Below are 17,941 nucleotides of genomic sequence, written 5' to 3' on the forward strand. Positions count from 1 at the left end.
GGCCTGACGACCCCGCCGCTAGGGTGGCGGCCATGACCGTACGCCACGTCCTGTTCGACGCCGACGGCGTGCTCCAGCACATCCCCGACGGCTGGTACGCGGCGGTCGAGCGCTACCTCGGGGACCGGACCCGGGAGTTCCTGCTCGAGACCTGGAGCGAGGAGCTGCCCATGCTCGTCGGCGAGGGCGACTACCTCCCTGTGCTGGCTGCCGGGCTCGAGCGCTACGGCGTGACGGAGCCGGCGGAGGACGTGTACCGCGCGATCTGGTTCGACGCGCTCGAGGTCGTGGACGCGTCGTTCGACGTCGTGCGGGCGCTGCGCGCGAGCGGCTACGGCGTGCACCTCGGCACCAACCAGGAGAGCCGTCGCGTGCCGTTCATGCGCCGGACCCTCGGCTACGACGCGGAGTTCGACACGAGCTGGTACTCGTGCGAGCTCGGGCTCGCCAAGCCCGACCCGCGGTTCTTCGTCGAGGCCGCCCGCCGCATCGGCGCGGACCCGGACGAGGTGCTGTTCGTCGACGACACCGCGCGCAACGTCGAGGGCGCGCGCGCCGCCGGCATGGTGGGCGTGCACTGGGACGTCTCACGGGGCCACGACGAGCTCGTGCGCGTGCTGGCCGGGCACGGCGTCGTCGTCCGCTCGGTCAGGACCCCACGGGCGTGGGTGTCGCGGGCGAGGGCCTCGGCCCGGGCGCGGCCGTACCCGGCCCGTAGGATGGCGGACGCCCGCCGACCACACAGAGAAACGGACGACCCTCCGCGATGACGTACGGCAACGCCGAGTTCCTCCCCATCGTCCTGGGGACCAACCTCAACACCTACAACATCGCGAGGTCGTTGCACGAGGCGTACGGCGTCCGCACGCTGGCCCTGGGCCGCTTCCCGCTGCGCGAGACGGCGGACTCCCGCATCGTCGACGTGCGCACCTACCGCGACTTCGACGACCCGGAGCGCATCGTCGCGGTCCTGCGCGAGCTCGCCGAGGAGTTCCCGGGCCGCAAGCGCCTGCTCATCGCGAACATCGAGTTCTACACGAACGTCGTGATCGCGCACCGCGCCGAGCTCCAGGACCTGTACGTCATCCCGCTCGTCGGCCAGGAGCTGGCCGCGCGCCTCATGAACAAGACGGACTTCTACCGCACCTGCGCGGAGCTGGGCGTGCCGCACCCGGAGACGGTGATCGCGACGGCGGCGGACGTCGACGCGCCGGGCTTCGGCGAGGACCTGCCGTTCCCGTACCCGCTCATCCTCAAGCCGTCGGACACGGACACGTACCCGCGCCTGCAGTTCGAGGGCAAGAAGAAGGTCTACCTCGTCCAGGACGCCGCCGAGCTGCGCGACGTCGCGCGCCGCATCTACGCCGCGGGGTACGCGGACGACCTCATCGTCCAGGAGTACCTCGCGGGCGACGAGTCGGTCATGCGCGTGGTCAACACGTACTCCGACCGGCACGGCCGCCTGCGGTTCCTCTCCGCGGCGCAGATCGTGCTCGGCGAGTACGACCCGAAGCTCGTCGGGAACTACAACGCCGTCGTCACGATGAAGGACGACAGGCTCACCGAGTCGGTCCGGCACCTGCTCGACAGCCTCGGCTACGTGGGCGCGGCGAACCTCGACGTCATGTACGACCGCCGCACGGGCACGAGCAAGATCCTCGAGGTGAACCTGCGTCAGGGCGCCGCGAGCTTCTACACGATGGCCGCGGGCGGCAACCTCGCGCGCTGCTACGTCGAGGACCTGGTCCACGGGCGCGAGCTGCCCGAGCAGGTCACGTCGGAGGCGCGGCTGTGGGTCAACGTGCCCTACCCGGTCGTCCGGGCGCTCGTGCCGGTGTCGCTGCGCCACCGCGTGAAGAAGGCCCGCAAGCACGGCGTCTGGCACACGCTGCGCTACGCGCCGGACAGGAGCCTGCGCCGCCGGGTGGACGTGTGGCGCGTCGACCTGCGCCACACGCTCGACTACGTGAAGTTCGCGCGTTCACGCCCGTCGGCATGACCCTCCCGCCGACCAGGCGGTCTCGGCGCGTCCAGCATCGCTGACGCGCAGGGATCGCCTGGTCGGCCCGCGGGGATCGCCTGGTCGAGAGGCTCAGGCGCCCAGTGCCGACCGCACGGCCTCGACGATGCGGCGCGCCGTCGCGACCCCGACCGTCGTCGGCAGGTTGACGACGCGGGCCACGAGGTCCTCCGTCGTCGCGAGCGCGGGGTCGCCGGGCGTGTACCCGTAGACCGTCGGGTCGTCCGGGCCGGGGAACAGCGCGGGGCGGTACCACTTGCCGACGTAGAACCCGGCGACGGTGAGCTCCCGCACGAGCCGGTCGGCGGTCGCCGCGTCGGGCGCGAAGAACGGGAACCGGACGAGCGGCGCGCGCTCGCCGACCCCCGCCGGCACCTCGACGACGTCGGACAGCCCGCGCACGTACTCCGCCACGGTGTCCGCGCGACGCGCCTCGACGTCGCCGCTCGACCGCAGCGCGTCGACCATCCGGCCCGTGACCCACGACGACGGGCGCTGCGGCGGGTGCGCGAGGCCGCCCCGGTTCTCCACGGGGGCGATCGCCGGCTCGTACGCGCCGACGGCGGTGAGCGCGCCGCGCACCTTTCCCGCGGCGCCGCCCGGGAGCCGGTTGAGCACCCGCACCTGCGTCCGGAAGCTGCGCGCGGCGAGGTCGAGCCGTGCCCCCACCACCGGCAGCGCGTCGAGCGCGGAGACGATCGCGGCGCGCAGCGTCGGGTCGAGCGCCGGGCTCACCCACACGGCGCCGCCGAACCGCGTCGGCAGCATCTTCTCTACGCCGAACGAGTGGAACGAGACGTCCGCGACCGGCGACCCGTCGGCGTCGCGCGCGAGGCGCGTGACGCAGTGCGCGCTGTCCTCCACGAGGAGCGCCCCGACCGAGCGCGCCGCGGCGCGCAGCCGGAGCGCGGCCGCGTCGTCGACGATGCCGAACGTGTTCTGCAGCACGACGGCGCGCGTGGCCGGCCCGACCGCGAGCCGGTCGGGGTCGATCGCGACGGTCGCCGGGGACACCTCGGCGTAGACGGGCCGCAGGCCCGCGACGAGGACGGGGTCGACGGCCGTCGAGCACGTGAACACCTGGGTGACCACGTCGCCCGCGCCGCGCACGTCGGCGAGCGCCCGGAACACGACCTCCATCCCGTAGCGGGCCTTGAAGACGAGGAACCAGTCGGCCGGGTCGGTGCCCGTCCGGTCGGCGAGCATCCTCGTCGCGGTCGCGTCCTGGGGGTGGCGGCTCATCGTTCTCCGTGTCGTCCGGCGTCAGAGGGGGTCAGAGAGGTCGAGCCGACGCAGCGGCCCGCCGGGCCTAGCCTGCCACGTCACCCGACGGGCACGGTCCGCGCGTGCGGCGTCGGGCCCCGACCCGGGAGGGGCGGACACGCGACGGCGGCCGCCGCGCCGGAGCGCGACGACCGCCGTCGGTGCGTGCGGTGGCGAGCCGTCAGGCGTCGGACTCGGTCCGGTCGCCCGACCACTCGGTGTGGAACGTGCCCGGCTTGTCGACGCGGCGGTAGGTGTGCGCGCCGAAGAAGTCGCGCTGCGCCTGGATGAGCGCGGCGGGCAGGCGCTCGGCCCGGACGCCGTCGTAGTAGGCGAGCGACGACGAGAACGCCGGCGTCGGGACGCCGTTGAGGGCGGCCTGCGAGACCACGCGGCGCCAGGCCGCGAGGCCGTTGCCCACCGCGGCGGTGAAGTACTCGTCCGCGAGGAGCAGCGGGAGCTGCGCGTCGCGCTCGTACGCCTCGGTGATGCGGTTGAGGAAGCGCGCACGGATGATGCAGCCGCCGCGCCAGATGCGGGCCATCGCGCCGCGGTCGATGTCCCAGCCGTACTCGGCGGACGCCGCCGCGATCTGGTCGAAGCCCTGCGAGTACGCGACGACCTTCGACGCGTAGAGCGCGAGGCGCACGTCCTCGACGAACGCGTCGCGGTCCTGCACGTCCCACGCCGCGGCGTCGGCGGGCAGCGCGGCGCGACCCGCCTCGCGCTGCGGGACCGAGCCGGACAGCGCGCGGGCGAACGTCGCCTCCGCGATGCCGGTGATCGGCACGCCGAGGTCGAGGCCGTTCTGCACCGTCCAGCGGCCGGTGCCCTTCTGCTCCGCCTGGTCGAGCACGACGTCGACGAACGCCTTGCCGGTCTCCGCGTCCACGTGCTGGAGCACGTCCGCGGTGATCTCGATGAGGAACGACTCGAGGTCGCCCGTGTTCCACTGCGCGAAGATCTCGCCGATCTCCTGCGCGGACGCGCCGAGGCCCTGCTTGAGCAGGTCGTACGCCTCGGCGATGAGCTGCATGTCGGCGTACTCGATGCCGTTGTGCACCATCTTGACGAAGTGGCCGGCGCCGTCGGGGCCGACGTAGGTGCAGCACGGCGTGCCGTCGACCTTCGCCGAGATGTCCTCGAGGATCGGGCCGAGGCTCTGGTAGGACTCGCGCGTGCCGCCCGGCATGATCGACGGACCGTTGAGCGCGCCCTCCTCGCCGCCCGAGACGCCGGTGCCGACGAAGTGCAGGCCCTGGGCCGCGAGCGCCTTCTCCCGGCGGATCGTGTCGGGGAAGTGCGCGTTGCCGGCGTCGACGACGATGTCGCCCTCCTCCAGCAGCGGCACGAGCTCGTCGATGACGGCGTCGGTGGCCGCGCCCGCCTTGACCATGATGACGACCTTGCGCGGGCGCTCGAGCGACGCCACGAAGTCGGCCATCGACTCGGACGGGACGAAGTCGCCCTCGCTGCCCGCCTCGGCGATCAGGGACTCGGTCTTGGCGTACGAGCGGTTGTGCACCGCGACCGTGTAGCCGTGCCGGGCGAAGTTGCGGGCCAGGTTGCGACCCATGACGGCGAGTCCGGTCACACCGATCTGTGCGCGTGCTGACATCTGCTTCCCTGCTCCTCGAGGGTCGGTCCCGGCGCACGACGACCGCGCGCGGGAGGGCGCGGAGCCGTTCCGGGCCGGGCGCGGGCGCGCGGCCGGGTGCACCGGTGATGGATACGGCGCCAGCCTAGTCCTCGTGCGCCGCACCGCTCCCGAGGGGCCACGATCCGGTCACCCGCAGCGTTCTTGACGAAGTCGGGATCACGATTCGATGACAGCCGCGCGGCGCGCGTCCGGTTCGTCCGGTCGGCTCGTAGTGTGCCGAGAGTGATCACCGCTCACGGGACCGACGCTCCCCCGGCGTTCCGTGCCGTCCTCGACGCCCTCGGCGCGCGGCGGCTCCGACCCGAGGTGACGTTGCGCGAGGTCCCCGCCCCCCGCCGGATCGCGCCGTGGTCGGTCGCGCTCACGGGCGAGGTCGAGGCGGCACGGTCCGAGGACCCCGACCTCGCGTCGGGGCGGTTCATCGTGCTCCACGACCCCGAGGGCCAGGAGGCGTGGCAGGGCAGCTTCCGCGTGGTGACGATGGTGCGCGCGACGCTGGAGCCGGAGATGGCGTCCGAGGAGATGCTCGCCGAGGTCGCGTGGACCTGGCTCGAGGACGCGCTCCACGACACGGGCGCGGCCGTGCGCGCGGAGGGCGGCACGGTGACGCGCGTCCTGTCCCAGAGCTTCGGCGCCCTCGCCGGCAAGCACAACGACGTGGAGCTCGAGATGCGCGCGTCGTGGACCCCCGTGGCCGCGGGACCCGCGGGCGCGGCGGACCTCGGCGACCACCTCGCCGCCTGGGCGCAGCTGCTGTGCACGGCCGCCGGGCTGCCGCCCCTGCCCGACGGCGTGACGCCCCTCGGTGCTCGACCGGCCACCCGACGCAATACCGTGAACCCATGAGCTCGACCGCAGCACCCGCACCCCCGCCGCTCGACCCGACCCCTGCGACCGGAGTGGCCGGCGACGGGCCCGGGCCCGTCGTCACCCCGCTGACGGAGCCGTCCGACGGGCTCGGGCCCGTCGTCGACACCCCCGCCGCGTTCGCGCGCGTCGTCGAGGCGTTCGCCGCCGCGACCGGCCCGGTCGCCGCCGACGCGGAGCGCGCGTCGGGCTACCGCTACGGGCAGCGCACCTACCTCGTCCAGGTCCGCCGCGAGGGCGCGGGGACCGCGCTCGTCGACCCCGTCGCGGTGCCCGACCTGTCACCGCTGCGCGAGGCGGTCGGGGACGCGGAGTGGGTCCTGCACGCCGCGTCGCAGGACCTGCCGGGCCTCGCCGAGCACGGCGTGGTCCCGGCGAGCGTGTTCGACACCGAGCTCGCGGCGCGCCTGCTCGGCATGGAGCGCGTCGGCCTCGCGGCCGTCGTCGCCGACGTGCTCGGCCTGGGCCTCGCGAAGGAGCACTCCGCCGTCGACTGGTCGACCCGACCGCTCCCGGACGACTGGCTGCGGTACGCCGCGCTCGACGTCGAGGTGCTCGTCCCGCTGCGCCGCGTGCTCGGCGAGCGGCTCGAGGAGGCGGGGAAGGCCGGCTGGGCGGCGGAGGAGTTCGAGGCGGTGCGGACCGCGGGCCCGCCCGCGCCGCGCCCCGAACCGTGGCGGCGCACGTCCGGCACGCACACGCTCCGGGACCCGCGGCGCCTGGCCGTCGTGCGGAGCCTGTGGGAGGCCCGCGACGCGACCGCCCGCGCGCGGGACATCGCGCCGGGCCGGGTGCTGCCCGACCGTGCGATCGTCGCCGCGGCGGAGGCACTGCCCCGGACGGCCGGGCAGCTCGTCGACCTGCCGCCCTTCGCGGGCAAGGGCACGCGCCGCCGGGCGGCGTACTGGCAGCGCGCCATCGACTCCGCGCTCGCGCTGCCCGCGAGCGCGCTGCCGACCACCCGCGGTCCACGCACGGACGCCCCGCCGCCGCCGCGCGCGTGGGCCGATCGCGACCCCGGCGCGGCCGCCCGTCTCGACGCGGCGCGCGCGGTAGTCCAGGGCCTCTCCGAGCGCTACGCGGTCCCGGTGGAGAACGTGCTCCAGCCGGACGCGCTGCGCCGTCTGTGCTGGACGCCGCCGGACCCGTTGGACGCGGCGGCGATCTCCGCGTTCCTCCACGGGCGGGGTGCTCGCGACTGGCAGGTGGCGCTGGTCGCCCAGCCCCTCGCGGAGGCGTTCGCGAACATCGCCGGGGCGTAGCGAGCGGGTAGGGTCGTCCGCGTGCACGACGCGAACCTGACGATCCGGACAGTCACCGACCGCGCCTCCTGGGACGCCCGGGTGAACGAGCTCGGCGGCCACCCCCTCCAGCTCTGGGGCTGGGGCGAGGTCAAGGCCACCGGGGCGTGGACCCCGCACCGCGTGGAGGCGGTGGACGCCGACGGCCGCGTCCGCGGTCTGGCGCAGGTGCTCGTGCGCTCGCTGCCCGCGCAGTTCAAGGCGCTGTGCCACGTGCCCCGCGGGCCCGTGATCGCGCCGGCGGGAGACGGCTGGGGCGTCGGTCCGGGCGTGGGCGACGACGCGACGCGCGACGCCGTGACCCGTGCGGTCGTCGCGTGGTGCAAGTCGAGCGTGGGCGGCGTGGGCGTCACGATCGAGCCCGACTGGCCGGTCGGGACGCACCTCGCGCTGCCCGACGCCCGCCCCGCGGCGAACCCGATCCTCTACCCGGTCACGCTGATCCTCGACCTGACGAAGTCCGAGGACGAGCTGACGAAGGCCATGGGCAAGTCGACGCGGTACGACATCCGCAAGGCGGCGCGCACCGGGCTCGAGGTGCGGCGGGTGACGGACGAGGGCGAGGTCCGCCAGGTCCTCGACGTCTACCACGAGACGGCCGAGCGCGCGGGCTTCGCGCTGCACGACGACGAGTACTACCTCGCGATCCACCGCGAGCTCGGCGAGCACTCGGTGCTCGTCGCCGCGTTCTCCGAGGGCGCCCCGGTGTCGTTCGTGTGGTGCGTGTCGTCGGCGACGACGTCGTTCGAGCTCTACGGCGGCATCAACGACGCGGGACGCAAGCTGCGCGCCAACGCCCCGGTGAAGTGGCACGCCATCACGCTCGCCCAGGAGGCGGGGCTCGTGCGGTACGACATGAACGGGCTGCTCAACGACGGGATCAGCGAGTTCAAGCGCAGCTTCGCCCAGCACGACGACGAGCTGGTGCACAGCGTCGACGTGCCGTTCTCGATGTGGTACTCCGCCTGGAACAAGGGCCTGCCCACCGCGAAGAAGGTCGTGCGCAAGCTCCGCGGGAGCCGCTGACGCGGGCTCCCGACCGCCCCGAACCCCGGAGAGACCCGGTATCGCGCGATGCGATACCGGGTCTCTTCATGTCGTAGCATCGGTCTCGTGCTTTCCCGATACCCGCGGTAGCGTGTATCGCACGTACGACCCCCGAGCGGTGCCGCTCCCGGACACCGCCGTCCCGACCATCTGCATCGGATGGAGATGCCATGACCGTGGCCAACGAGGCCCCCTCTCCCACCTCGGCACCCACCCAGGCGGCCAGCCAGCGCTCGCGTCACCGCCCCGTGCGCGACGTCGTCTTCGTCGAGGGCGTGCGCAGCCCGTTCGGCAAGGCGCGCCCCGACGGGATCTACGCCGAGACCCGCGCGGACGACCTCGCCGTGAAGACGGTCCGCGAGCTCCTGCGCCGTCGCCCCGAGCTGCCCGCCGAGCGCATCGACGAGCTCGCGCTCGCCGCGACCACGCAGACGGGTGACCAGGGCCTCACCCTCGGCCGCAGCGTCGCCGTGCTCGCGGGGCTGCCCAAGTCGGTGCCCGGCTTCGCGATCGACCGCATGTGCGCGGGAGCGATGACCGCGGTCACGACCACGGCGGCGAACGTCGCCGTGGGCGCGCAGGACGTCGTCGTCGCGGGCGGCGTCGAGCACATGGGCCACCACCCCATGGGCGAGGGGTCGGACCCGAACCCGCGGTTCGTCGCCGAGCGCCTCGTCGACTCCTCCGCGCTCGTCATGGGCGCGACGGCCGAGAACCTGCACGACCGGTACCCGCACCTCACCAAGGAGCGTGCCGACGCGTACGCCGTCGCGAGCCAGGCCAAGTACGCCAAGGCCCTCGCGAACGGCGACATCTCCCCCGACCTCGTGCCGATCGCGACCCGGTCGACCGAGCTCGGCTGGGGCCTGGCCACGGCCGACGAGCTGCCCCGCCCCGGCACCACGGTCGACTCCATCCGCGACCTCAAGACCCCGTTCCGCCCCGGCGGGAAGGTCACCGCGGGCAACGCCTCGCCGCTGACCGACGGCGCGACGGCGTGCCTGCTCGCCGCGGGCGACGTCGCCGACGAGCTCGGGCTGCCGGCACGCATGCGCCTCGTCGCCTACGCGTACGCGGGCGTCGACCCCGAGGTCATGGGCATCGGGCCGGTCCCCGCGACCGAGCGCGCGCTCGCGTCCGCGGGCCTGACGATCGACGACATCGGCCTGTTCGAGATCAACGAGGCGTTCGCGGTCCAGGTGCTCGCGTTCCTCGACCACTTCGGCATCGCGGACGACGACGAGCGCGTCAACCAGTACGGCGGCGCCATCGCCATGGGCCACCCGCTCGCGTCGTCGGGCGTGCGCCTCATGACGCAGCTCGCGCGCCAGTTCGAGCAGCACCCCGAGGTGCGCTACGGCCTGACGACCATGTGCGTCGGCCTCGGCATGGGCGGCACCGTCGTCTGGGAGAACCCGCACCACGCCGACTACTCCGGCCACACCTTCGAGACCGCGGAGAACTGACGATGAGCGCACCGACCGACACCACGCCCACCATCTCCGCGGACGCGACGAAGGACGCCGCGCGCGGGGAGCGCGTCACGCACTCGCTCGTGCGCGACGTCGCGCTCCCCGGCGGGACGGGCACGCTCGCCCTCGTCACGCTCGACAACGGGCTCGACCACACCAAGCCGACGACGCTCGGCCCCGAGGGCCTCGCCGAGCTGCACGCGGCCCTCGAGACGCTGCGGCGCCGGGCCGCGGACGGCGAGATCGTCGCCGTCGCGATCACCGGCAAGCCCTACTTCCTCGCCGCGGGCGCGGACCTCACGCAGGCCGCGGCCGTTCAGGTGCGCGACGACGCGCTCGCCCTCGGGCGCGCCGGGCACGCCGCGTACACGCTGCTCCAGGACATGGGCGTGCCGACGTTCGCGTTCGTCAACGGCGTCGCGCTCGGCGGCGGCCTCGAGGTCGCGCTCAACTGCACGTACCGCACCGTCGCGTCCGACGCCGGCGCGCTCGCGCTGCCCGAGGTCGGCCTGGGCCTGGTCCCCGGCTGGGGCGGCGCGTACCTCGTGCCGCGCCTGCTCGGCGTCGAGAAGGCGATGGACGTCATCCTCGCCCGCCCGGCCGCGAACAAGCCGTTCAAGGCGAAGGAGGCGTACGAGATCGGGCTCGTCGACGCGCTCTTCGAGGCGCCCGACTTCCTCGAGTCCTCGCTGCGCTGGGCCGAGGCCGTGCTGCGCGGCGAGATCGTGGTCGAGCGGCGCGAGCTCGACCCGCAGCCCGTGTGGGACGCCGTCGTCGCCGGGACGCGCCAGCGCCTGGACGCCGTGGTCGCGGGCTCGCGCCCCGCCCCGTACCGCGCGCTCGACCTCGTCGCCGCCGCGCGCACCGCGTCGCGCGAGGAGGCGTTCGCCGCCGAGGACGAGGCCCTGGCCGACCTCATCATGAGCGACGAGATGCGCGCGAGCGTCTACGCGTTCCAGCTCGTCTCGAAGGGCAAGCGGCCCCAGGGCGCGCCCGACGCCAAGCTCGCCCGCCCCGTCACCCGCGTCGGGATCGTCGGCGCGGGCCTCATGGCCGCGCAGATCGCGCTGCTGTTCGCCCAGCGCCTCCAGGTGCCGGTCGTCATGCGCGACCTCGACCAGGAGCGCGTCGACAAGGGCCTCGGCTACGTCCGCTCCACCGTGGAGAAGCTCGTGCGCTCGGGCCGCATGTCCGCGGACACCGGCGCGCGCGTCGTCGGCTCCGTGCACGGCACGACCGAGCTCGGCGACTTCGCGGGCTGCGACGTCGTCATCGAGGCGGTCACGGAGATCCTTGGGCTCAAGAAGAAGGTGTTCGCCGAGCTCGAGGGCGTCCTGTCGCCCGAGGCCGTGCTGCTGACCAACACGTCCGCATTGTCGATCACCGAGATGGCGGCCGACCTGCAGCACCCCGAGCGCGTCGTCGGGATGCACTTCTTCAACCCCGTCGCCCAGATGCCGCTCGTCGAGATCATCCAGGCGGCGAAGACCGACGACGCCGCCCTCGCGACGGCGTTCGCCATGACGAAGAAGCTCCGCAAGACGGCCGTGCTCGTCGCCGACCGTCCCGGGTTCGTCGTCAACCGCCTGCTCATCCTGCTCATGGGCAAGATCGTCGAGGCGGTCGAGAACGGCACGTCGGTCGAGATCGCGGACCGCGCCGTCGCGCCGCTCGGCCTGCCGATGCCGCCGTTCGCGCTGTTCGACCTCGTCGGACCGGCCGTCGGCCTGCACGTCCTCACGTCGCTGCGCGAGGACCTGGGCGACCGGTTCCCCGAGTCGCCCGGCCTGCAGCGCATCGTGGACGAGCAGATCCCCGTCGTCCTCGACGCGCCGAAGGGCCTGCCCAAGCCCGTCGACCCGGCGATCCAGCGGGTCTTCGGCACCGGCGAGGCAGGCGGCGACGGGGCGCTGGACGAGGCCGGCGTCCTCGACTCCGTGCTCACGGCGCTCACGCGGGAGATCGGGCTCATGCTCGACGAGGGCGTGGTCGCGAGCCCGTCGCAAGTCGACCTGTGCATGATCCTCGGCGCGGGGTGGGGCTTCCACCTGGGCGGCATCACGCCGTACCTCGACCGCACGGGCTACAGCGAGAAGGTCCTGGGCCGCCGCTTCCTGCCCGACGGCGTCGCGAACGTCCCGGCGGCGTCGCGCGCCTGACCGACCGGGGTCGGACGCCGGGCCGCGAGCGCCCTCCCGTGGTCGTACGACGACCGCGCGGAGGTTCCGCTCGCGGCCCGATCCGCCGACGCCACGCGCTCCGTAGCGTCGTGGCCATGACGAACCGCACCCCCGCCCAGCCCGCCACCGACCTCCCTCTGACCACCACGCCCCGCGGCACGACCGAGCGCCGGATGCTCGGCGCCCTCACGCTCGCCGCCGGCGCTGCCCTCCTGCTCTCCGCGTGCGGCAGCATCGGCGAGGCCGTCGCGGAGAACCGTGCGGGCCACACCAAGACCTACGAGTTCGCGACGGGAGAGGCCGGCAAGGCCGACGGCGTCCTGCCCGACTGGGTGCCCGACTCGGCCACGGACGTGCGCGAGGTGGTCCGCACGACGGGCGACGAGCGGATCCTCTCGATGACCGCCGACCTGGGGGCGCTGCCCGCGAGCTGCACCGCAGTCTCGTCGGAGCACCCCCTGGAGCCCCGGCCCGAGCGCGGCGACCTGACCGCGGACGACTACCGCACCGCTGCGACGCTCGAGGCCTCCTGGTGGGAGGCGGGCACCGAGCAGGGCGCGACCGCGATGTGCGGGAAGTGGTGGGTCGGCGCGCAGGACGGCAGGCTCTACGGGTTCGCGCCCGAGCTCAAGGTCGTCACGATCGAGGAGCAGCCCGACCGGGCGTGAGTCAGTCCTCCCAGCCCATGCGCAGCACCTCGAACGCGACCGCGTGCGCGACCCCCATGCGCTCCCCCGTGGGCGCGCTCATGGACGCGAGGAACGCCGCGGGGTCGAAGTCCTCCCACCCCAGCCCGTCGAGGTAGGCGGCGTGCGCGCGCAGCGACGCGACCCCCGCGTCGAAGGTCGCGCTGACGTCGACGCCGTGCGCGGCGTCGGGCGAGCCCGCGACCCAGACCTGGCGCACGCCGCCCCAGGGCTCGACCCCGTCGGTCTCGACCTGCTCGCGGAACACCCACCTGTTCCCCGCGTCGCGCACGGCGTCGACGACGGCCCGTCCCGTCGCGATGTGGTCCGCCTGGTTGAGCATCCCGCCGGGGAACGTCTCGCGGTAGTTCCCGGTGATCACGACGTCGGGCCGGTGGCGCCGGATCGCGCCCGCGATCGCCCGCCGCAGCGGCAGGCCGTACTCGAGCACGCCGTCGGGCAGCCCGAGGAACTCGACCTCCTCGACGCCGACGACCCGCCCGGACTCGACCTCCTCCGCCTCGCGCACGCGTCGCGCCTCGTCCGGGTCCATGCCGTCGATGCCGGCTTCGCCGCTCGTGACCATGCAGTACACGACCCGCTTGCCCTGCCCCGTCCACCGCGCGACGGCAGCGGCGGCGCCGAACTCCATGTCGTCGGGATGGGCGACCACGGCGAGCGCCGTGGACCAGTCCTCGGGCAGCGGGGTCAGGGGCGGGGCGGGGATCGCGGACGTGCCGGTGTCGTCGGTCATACGACAGACGCTAGGCCGTCAGGCGCACCGGCGCGTCCGGACCGTCGCTCAGTCCTCGGTGACCGCGTCCTCGACCGACGTGACGGCGGGGTCGACGAAGAGCCGCGCCCGCTCGGCGTCGACCACGGCGCGCGCGAGCGACGCCTCGGACACGTCGACCGCGCCCGCGACCTCCTCGGCGAGCGCGCTGCGCCGCGCGTACGCGTCGAACAGCCGCGCCTTCGTCCCGAGCAGGCGCACGAGGTGCTCGTCGACGCTGTCGACCGTGAGCAGGCGGTGCACCTGGACGGTCTCGACCTGCCCCATGCGGTGGGCGCGCGCGACGGCCTGCGCCTCGGTTGTGGGCTTGGTCTGGGGCTCGCACAGGATGACCACGGAGGCCGCCTGGAGGTTGAGGCCCACTCCCCCGACGTCGATCTGGCTCACGAGCACGCGCGGGACCTCGGCCACCGTGAAGTCGTCGACGATCGTCTGGCGCGTCCGGGCGGGCACGGAGCCGGTCAGCGGAGCGAGCGCGAGGTCGCCGAGCGCGCGCACGACCGTGTCCACCACGTCGCGGAAGTACGAGAACACCACGACCTTGCGTCCGTTCTCGGCCGCCTCGCGCGCGAGCTCCACGAGTCGGCGGAGCTTCGCCGAGTCCTCCGGGTGGTCGACCGCGAACGCCGCTCGTCGCATCGCCATGAACGACCCCGCCGCGACCGCCGCGCGGTACGCCGCGCCGTCGACCGCCCCGAGCCGTTCCCACTCGTCGACCTGCACGAGCTCCGGCAGCTCCTCGAGCACGTCCTCGGCGTTGCGCCGCAGGTAGGCGGGCGCGACGGCGTGCCGGAACGCGTCGGGGCCCGCCGCGCCGTGGGCCGCGTCGAGGCGTGCGGCGAGCGCGGGCTGGAGGTAGCCCAGCAGGGTGCGGAACTCCTCGACGCGGTTCTCCATGGGCGTGCCCGTGAGCAGGAGCACGTGCTCGGTCCCCCGCGCGAGGGCCGCGACGGCCACGGACCGCTTCGCGAGCGGGTTCTTCACGTAGTGGGCCTCGTCCACGACGAGCACGGCGGGGGCGCTGGACCCCGCTGGCACGAGGATCTCGGTCCCCGCGCGGCGCAGGCCCGCGAACGTCACGACGGCGACGCCGCCGGACGCACGCCACGCCTCCGCCGCGTCGTCCCGGTCCTCGCCGTGGACGACGTGCACGGCGACGTCCGCGTGCGTCCGCAGCTCGCGCACCCAGTTCTCCAGGACGCTCGCGGGGCACACGACGAGCGCGTGCGTCGCGCCGCGCGCGAGGAGGTGCGCGACGACGGCGATCGCCTGCACGGTCTTGCCGAGCCCCATCTCGTCGCCGAGGACGACGCGCCGCTGGGCGAGCGCGAAGCGCGCCCCGAACGCCTGGTACCCGCGCAACGACACCCGCAGCAGGGTCTCGTCGAGCGCCTGCGTCTGCACGCGGTCGACGAGCTCCGCGGGCAGGTGGCCGGCGGCAGCGACGACGTCGCGCCCGGTGGGGGCCACGCCGTCGAGCAGCGCGTAGTACGCCGCGGACCGGCGCCGGAAGTCCGCCCAGGCGTCGTAGGGGCGCGCGGGCTCCGCGAGCAGCGCGGTGACGCGCCGGGCCTCCTCGTCCAGCCCCGTCTCCCGCGCCCGCTCCGCGACCCCGGCGAGCGTCGCCACCGCCGCGAACGCCCGACGCCGGCGCTCGCCCCAGGCGAGGAGGCGACGCGCTCCGCTCGCGGCGACCCGCGCGTCGTCGCGCACGCGCTCGTGCTCGGCGAGCGCGGCGCGCACCTGGTCGCCGTACCGCGCGACGGCGGCGTCGGCCTGGTCGAGCGTGTGCAGCGCCTGGACGAGCGCGGTCGCGACCGGGTCGGTCGGCGTGAGGTCGATCCGGAAGCGCAGGCTCTCGCGCACGGCGCGCGCCACCTGCTCGGCGGCCGCGAGCAGATGCGTCGCCGTCTGCGGGCCGATGTCCGGGACCCGCTCCAGACCGTCGCGCCCGAGCCGCGCGACCGCCCCGACCGTCCGCACGCCCGCGTCCGCGAGCGCCCCGAGCCGCAGCCGTTCGCGCGTCACGTCGCGCAGCGAGCCGACGTCCACCGTGTCGAGGCGCGCCAGGACCTTCTCCTCACGGCTGTCGCCGAAGGCGGCACGCACCTGGTCGCGGGCCGTCGCCGGCGCGGCAGAGAGCGCCGCGAGCTGCGCGGCGAGGGCGTCCGCGTCCGCGACGACCGCCCGAGCGGTGGCGACGTCGGGCAGCGTCGCGCGCGGCGCGGTCACGCGTGCCAGCGAGCGAGGCACTCGGCGACGTACGTCACGTCGTGCGTCGAACCGTCGGCGATCGACATCGTCAGCTCGTACACGTCGTCGTGGGGAGCACGCAGCGCGACACCGTTCATGCCGTAGAACACGACGACGGCGACGAGACCGAGCCGCTTGTTGCCGTCGACGAGCGCGTGGTTCTGGACGACGGAGAGCATCAGCGCGGCCGCCTTCAGGTCGAGCGACGGGTACGCCTCCTCACCGAACATCGAGGCGCGCGGACGATGCTCGGCCGAGTCGAGCGCACCCCAGTCGCGGACGACCGGCTCTGCCCCGAGCAGCGCGCGCGCCGCCGCGAGCAGGTCCCCGACCTCGAGGTACTCGACCTCTCGCGACGCGACCACCTCAGGCGAGCTTGTCGAGCACGGGTCCGTACTCGCGGATCGCGTCCGCGATCAGTCGATCACGGAGGGCGTCGCGCTCCGCGCCGTACCGTCGTACGGCCTCACGGACGATCTCGTTCTGCGAGCGCCCCTCGCGCTCCGCGGCCGCCTCGAGGACGCGCTTCTCGTCCTCGGTGAACCGCACGACCATCTGGTTGCCGCTCATCCCGCACCTCCCGACGTGGTATCACCACAGTATCGCTCCCGGCCGCAGGCACGCTCCGGCGCCCTCACGACGACCTGCCGGCCTCCGCCGTCCAGCGCTCCATCCGGGACTGCGCCGCGTCGAGGAACGCCGTCTTGTCGCGCGTGTAGTCGTCGTAGTCGTCGGCGTCCGCGTGGCGCGCGGCGAGGCTGCGCTTCGTCGCCTCGTACGCCGCGGCCTCGGCGGGGACGGCGCGCAGCCAGTCGCGGAACGCGACGACGTACGCCGCGAACGGCGAGTCGAGGCGCCGGATGTGCAGGATCACGGGCGGCTCACCCTCGTCACCGGGGCGGGTGAGCAGGCGCTTGGCGTAGAGCTCGGGGTCAGGGTCGGCGCCCGGGCGCGGGACGTCCCGGTACACGCCGGGCGAGTCGGGGCGCGCGCCGCGCTCGATCGAGAACCCGAGCGGCCCGAGCGCGGCGTCGAGCTCCGCCTCGGAGGGCAGCGGCGCGACGCGCACCTGGAGGTCGATGATCGGCTTCGCCGCGAGCCCGGGGACCGCCGTCGACCCGATGTGCTCGACGACGACAGGGCCCCCGCCGTCGGGGCTCGCGAGGTTGGCCAGCGCGCCGGCGACGCGCTCCGTCCACCGCCTCCCGGCGTCGGTCCATCGGGGGTCGTGGGCGTCGACGGTAGCGGCAGGCACCCGCGCACCCTACGACCTGACCCCGCCCCGGGGAGCGCGCACCCGCCGAGACGAGAGAAGTGGCCCCGGGAGCACGGCGGTCCGGGGCCACTTCTCACGTCTCGGCGAGCGGGCGCTCGTCGGCGGGTCGGGTCAGTACGTCGTCAGGCCGTGGGCGCGGAACTGGTCGCGCACGCGCTCCGTGAGCTCCGGGGACGGCGTGGGCGTGTCGTCGAGCTCGTAGGTACGCCCGAGGGCGTCCCACTTGTCGCGGCCCATCTGATGGAAGGGCAGCACCTCGACGCGTGTCACCGTGCCGGGGCGGATCGCGTTGAGCGACGCCGCGTACGCGGCGACCTTCTCGACGTTGTCCGGGTCGTCGGTGAGGCCCGGGACGAGGACGAAGCGCACCCAGACCTCGGGCGCGTGGCCGGTGAGCCCGCGCTCGGCGATCCGCCGCCCGAACCACAGGGTCGGCTCGAGGTCGCGGCTCGTGACCTTCGTGTACGTGTCGGGGTCGCCCGACTTCACGTCGAGCAGCACGAGGTCCGTGTCGTCGAGCATCGCGTCGGTGGCGTTCGCGCCGAGGAAGCCCGACGTGTCGAGCGCGGTGTGCACGTCCATCGCCTTGGCCCCGCGCAGCACGCGGGCGGCGAACGCAGGCTGCATGAGCACCTCGCCGCCGGAGAGCGTGAGCCCGCCGTGGGTGGCCCGGAAGACGGGCAGGTAGCGCCGGAGGCGCCCGAGGAGCTCGTCCGCCGTGACGGGCCTGCCGTCCTTCATCGCGAACGTGTCGGGGTTGTGGCAGTACAGGCACCGCAGCGGGCAGCCGTTGAGGAACACCGTGAGCCGGGTCCCCGGGCCGTCCACGGCGGTGACGAGCTCCCAGGAGTGGACCGAGCCGAGCTCGCCCGCGCGCATCGCCGCGAGCTTGTCGGCCCGGTCCACGTCCGCGACCGTCAGCCCGTCCAGGCCCGCGCCCGCCCGGCGGGCGTGGCCCACGGGCGTGCCCGACGCCGCGGGCTCGGCCGCCGAGGTCGGGGCGCCCGGGACGTCGAGGCGCGTGGCGTCGTCGGGCAGGTTGCTCTCGACGACGCCGCACCCGCGCGACGGGCGGACGGCGGGGCCGGGAAGGGTGACGGTCATGGCTGGCTCCTCAGCGCTC

Annotated in this window: 16 protein-coding genes; 8 read left to right on the forward strand and 8 right to left on the reverse strand. The window is 74.4% G+C overall.

The window, feature by feature from the left end; all coding sequences use genetic code 11:
* Positions 1-32 precede the first annotated feature (32 nt).
* Both ACTJIY_RS02120 and ACTJIY_RS02125 read left to right on the forward strand, forming a co-directional pair.
* Entirely contained in the window at positions 33-770 is a 738-nt protein-coding gene (locus ACTJIY_RS02120) for an HAD family hydrolase (RefSeq protein ID WP_440672974.1), read from the forward strand.
* Positions 767-1,999 (forward strand): carboxylate--amine ligase, encoded by a 1,233-nt coding sequence (locus ACTJIY_RS02125; RefSeq protein WP_440672973.1) that lies wholly within the window; start codon positions 767-769, stop codon positions 1,997-1,999. The genes ACTJIY_RS02120 and ACTJIY_RS02125 overlap by 4 nt, the downstream gene beginning before the upstream one ends.
* 93 nt (positions 2,000-2,092) lie before the next feature.
* Here the strand turns inward: ACTJIY_RS02125 and ACTJIY_RS02130 are convergent, their stop codons facing one another.
* The gene (locus ACTJIY_RS02130; RefSeq protein ID WP_440672972.1) at positions 2,093-3,262 is read right to left on the reverse strand and encodes a DegT/DnrJ/EryC1/StrS family aminotransferase; all 1,170 of its coding nucleotides are present in this window, start codon (positions 3,260-3,262) and stop codon (positions 2,093-2,095) included.
* Positions 3,263-3,464: 202 nt separating this feature from the next.
* Positions 3,465-4,901 (reverse strand): NADP-dependent phosphogluconate dehydrogenase, encoded by a 1,437-nt coding sequence (gene gndA, locus ACTJIY_RS02135; protein WP_253049184.1) that lies wholly within the window; start codon positions 4,899-4,901, stop codon positions 3,465-3,467.
* A 264-nt stretch (positions 4,902-5,165) separates the two neighbouring features.
* On the opposite strand from gndA, the gene ACTJIY_RS02140 reads away from it, so the two are divergent.
* From ACTJIY_RS02140 to ACTJIY_RS02165, 6 genes are all read left to right on the forward strand, one after another.
* Complete coding sequence (locus ACTJIY_RS02140) at positions 5,166-5,789, forward strand: DUF3000 domain-containing protein (RefSeq protein ID WP_308202237.1); 624 nt, start codon at positions 5,166-5,168, stop codon at positions 5,787-5,789.
* Entirely contained in the window at positions 5,786-7,072 is a 1,287-nt protein-coding gene (locus ACTJIY_RS02145; RefSeq protein ID WP_440672971.1) for an HRDC domain-containing protein, read from the forward strand. The genes ACTJIY_RS02140 and ACTJIY_RS02145 overlap by 4 nt, the downstream gene beginning before the upstream one ends.
* Before the next feature lie 21 nt (positions 7,073-7,093).
* The gene (locus ACTJIY_RS02150; RefSeq protein WP_440672970.1) at positions 7,094-8,137 is read left to right on the forward strand and encodes a lipid II:glycine glycyltransferase FemX; all 1,044 of its coding nucleotides are present in this window, start codon (positions 7,094-7,096) and stop codon (positions 8,135-8,137) included.
* A 191-nt stretch (positions 8,138-8,328) separates the two neighbouring features.
* Positions 8,329-9,624, forward strand: coding sequence for a thiolase family protein (locus tag ACTJIY_RS02155; RefSeq protein WP_440672969.1), 1,296 nt, complete (start codon positions 8,329-8,331; stop codon positions 9,622-9,624).
* Positions 9,625-9,626: 2 nt separating this feature from the next.
* On the forward strand, positions 9,627-11,789 hold the full coding sequence (locus ACTJIY_RS02160; RefSeq protein WP_440672968.1) for a 3-hydroxyacyl-CoA dehydrogenase NAD-binding domain-containing protein: 2,163 nt from the start codon (positions 9,627-9,629) through the stop codon (positions 11,787-11,789).
* Between the two features lie 116 nt (positions 11,790-11,905).
* Entirely contained in the window at positions 11,906-12,478 is a 573-nt protein-coding gene (locus ACTJIY_RS02165; RefSeq protein WP_253049169.1) for a hypothetical protein, read from the forward strand.
* A gap of 1 nt (position 12,479) precedes the next feature.
* On the opposite strand, the gene ACTJIY_RS02170 is transcribed toward ACTJIY_RS02165, so the two are convergent.
* The 6 genes from ACTJIY_RS02170 to pflA form a co-directional block, all read right to left on the reverse strand.
* Positions 12,480-13,250, reverse strand: a complete 771-nt coding sequence (locus ACTJIY_RS02170) for a PIG-L deacetylase family protein (protein ID WP_440672967.1) — start codon at positions 13,248-13,250, stop codon at positions 12,480-12,482.
* 48 nt (positions 13,251-13,298) lie between these two features.
* Positions 13,299-15,521 carry a DEAD/DEAH box helicase gene (locus ACTJIY_RS02175; protein WP_440672966.1) on the reverse strand — a complete coding sequence of 741 codons (2,223 nt, stop codon included), beginning with the start codon at positions 15,519-15,521 and terminating at the stop codon, positions 13,299-13,301.
* Entirely contained in the window at positions 15,518-15,907 is a 390-nt protein-coding gene (locus ACTJIY_RS02180; protein ID WP_440672965.1) for a type II toxin-antitoxin system death-on-curing family toxin, read from the reverse strand. The genes ACTJIY_RS02175 and ACTJIY_RS02180 overlap by 4 nt, the downstream gene beginning before the upstream one ends.
* A gap of 1 nt (position 15,908) precedes the next feature.
* Positions 15,909-16,112: a ribbon-helix-helix protein, CopG family gene (locus ACTJIY_RS02185; protein WP_085388029.1), complete on the reverse strand. Its 204-nt coding sequence runs from the start codon at positions 16,110-16,112 to the stop codon at positions 15,909-15,911.
* Between the two features lie 64 nt (positions 16,113-16,176).
* A complete protein-coding gene (locus ACTJIY_RS02190) occupies positions 16,177-16,797 on the reverse strand; it encodes a GrpB family protein (protein ID WP_440672964.1) in 621 nt (206 codons plus the stop codon).
* 132 nt (positions 16,798-16,929) lie between these two features.
* Complete coding sequence (gene pflA, locus ACTJIY_RS02195; protein WP_440672963.1) at positions 16,930-17,922, reverse strand: pyruvate formate-lyase-activating protein; 993 nt, start codon at positions 17,920-17,922, stop codon at positions 16,930-16,932.
* Positions 17,923-17,941: the final 19 nt, after the last annotated feature.

Source organism: Cellulosimicrobium sp. 22598, from assembly GCF_052044445.1.
Taxonomy (GTDB): domain Bacteria; phylum Actinomycetota; class Actinomycetes; order Actinomycetales; family Cellulomonadaceae; genus Cellulosimicrobium; species Cellulosimicrobium cellulans_G.